Source organism: Deltaproteobacteria bacterium (assembly GCA_030690165.1).
Classification (GTDB): Bacteria; Desulfobacterota; GWC2-55-46; order UBA9637; family UBA9637; genus JACRNJ01.
Genome location: JAUYHF010000020.1, coordinates 1 through 1420, shown reverse-complemented (window position 1 = coordinate 1420; position 1420 = coordinate 1). Strand labels below are relative to the sequence as shown.

The 1420-nt window shown below is 46.0% G+C and carries 2 protein-coding genes; both read right to left on the bottom strand.

Annotated features, from left to right (window positions below; all coding sequences use genetic code 11):
• Positions 1–101: 101 nt before the first annotated feature.
• On the bottom strand, positions 102–1130 hold the full coding sequence (gene hypE / locus Q8P28_04605) for a hydrogenase expression/formation protein HypE (protein MDP2682077.1): 1029 nt from the start codon (positions 1128–1130) through the stop codon (positions 102–104).
• Positions 1131–1195: 65 nt separating this feature from the next.
• Positions 1196–1303, bottom strand: a complete 108-nt coding sequence (locus Q8P28_04600; protein MDP2682076.1) for a DUF3387 domain-containing protein — start codon at positions 1301–1303, stop codon at positions 1196–1198.
• Positions 1304–1420: the final 117 nt, after the last annotated feature.

Sequence of the window (1420 nt, the reverse complement as noted above, 5' to 3'; positions counted from 1 at the left end):
TAGACTTACAATTTCACCCTTTTTTACCGCAAGGTCAATATTTTCAATGGCAGTAAGCCCGCCAAAGGTCTTGGTAAGATTTTTGGTTTGAAGAAGCATATTTAACATATCCTTGGCAATGGGTCATCAACAGGCATATCTAAAATCCTTGTGCCGCCGTAGGAGGTTTTGAGATACACACCGCTCTTCCCTCTTTTGCCTGTTATCTCTCCGATTATAGATGCCTTCTGTCCAAGCGGGTTAGCCTGTATTGTCTTTAAAACCTTATCAGCGTCATCCCGCGCAACAACTGCAATCAGCTTTCCTTCATTGGCGATATACAAAGGGTCAAGGCCAAGTATGCTGCAAATGCCTTTTATCTCATCTGCCACAGGGATAGACTCCTCGGTTATCTCAATCCGGAATCCGCCGTCTTCTGCTATCTCATTTAGAGCAGCAGCCAGCCCTCCCCTTGTTGGGTCGCGCATGAATCGTATATGGCCTGATTTCAGTACAGCCTGCGCAATATTGTTCAGCGCCGCGCAGTCGCTTTCTATTGAAGACTCAAAATCAAAACCCTCTCTTTTAGAAAGCACTGCTATACCGTGGTCGCCGATATTGCCGCTCAGGATTATCTTGTCGCCGACATCTATTTTGTCTATGCCAAGGTCAATGCTGTTTTCAACAATCCCTACGCCTGCGGTGTTGATATAGATGTTGCTTTGACCCTCTGACCCTCTGACACTTTGACACTTTTCTATCACCTTTGTATCGCCTGTTACAACCTCAACCCCTGCCTTGCGCGCAGCATCTTTAATGGATAATGTTATGATTTCAAGGTCTTTAAGCGAAAACCCTTCTTCTATAATCACTGCGCAGGAGAGGTACAAAGGCCTTGCCCCGGCAACTGCAAGGTCGTTTACTGTGCCGCATACGGCAAGTTTGCCTATGTCGCCGCCCGGGAAAAAGATGGGCTTTACAACATAGGAGTCTGTAGTCATGGCAAGCCTTGAGCCGTTTATTTCAAATACTGCGGAATCTCCAAGCGGGGCGAGCTTAGGATTATCGAGATGCCTGAGGAAGAGATTTTTTATCAAATCCCTCGCAAGCCTTCCTCCACCGCCGTGGCCAATAGATATTGTGTCTTTCATAGGTTATTGTCCCCTAATTTCCCTCTCCCCTTGCGGGAGAGGGCAGGGTGAGAGGGATTCTCGAATCACGCAGCCCAATTCGCGCAAAGCAGTTCTGCCTGCTCCAAAACCGTCTTTGTTGCCTTTTCCTGCTTATCAGGAGGATAGTTTTTTCTATCATTTTCTCTATCTATTGTAGTATAATAACCCCATGAAAAAGAAATCCCTCAAAGAAACTAACCCATATCTGAAAGACCCTTTATTACGCGAAGAATTGATACTTCGCTCTGTAATTTCTTCATCCGCAGTTG

What these genes read in the sequence shown, in the direction of transcription:
- hypE (MDP2682077.1), bottom strand. Translation starts at nt 1,130, where the DNA reads ATGAAAGACACAATATCTATTGGCCACGGCGGTGGAGGAAGGCTTGCG.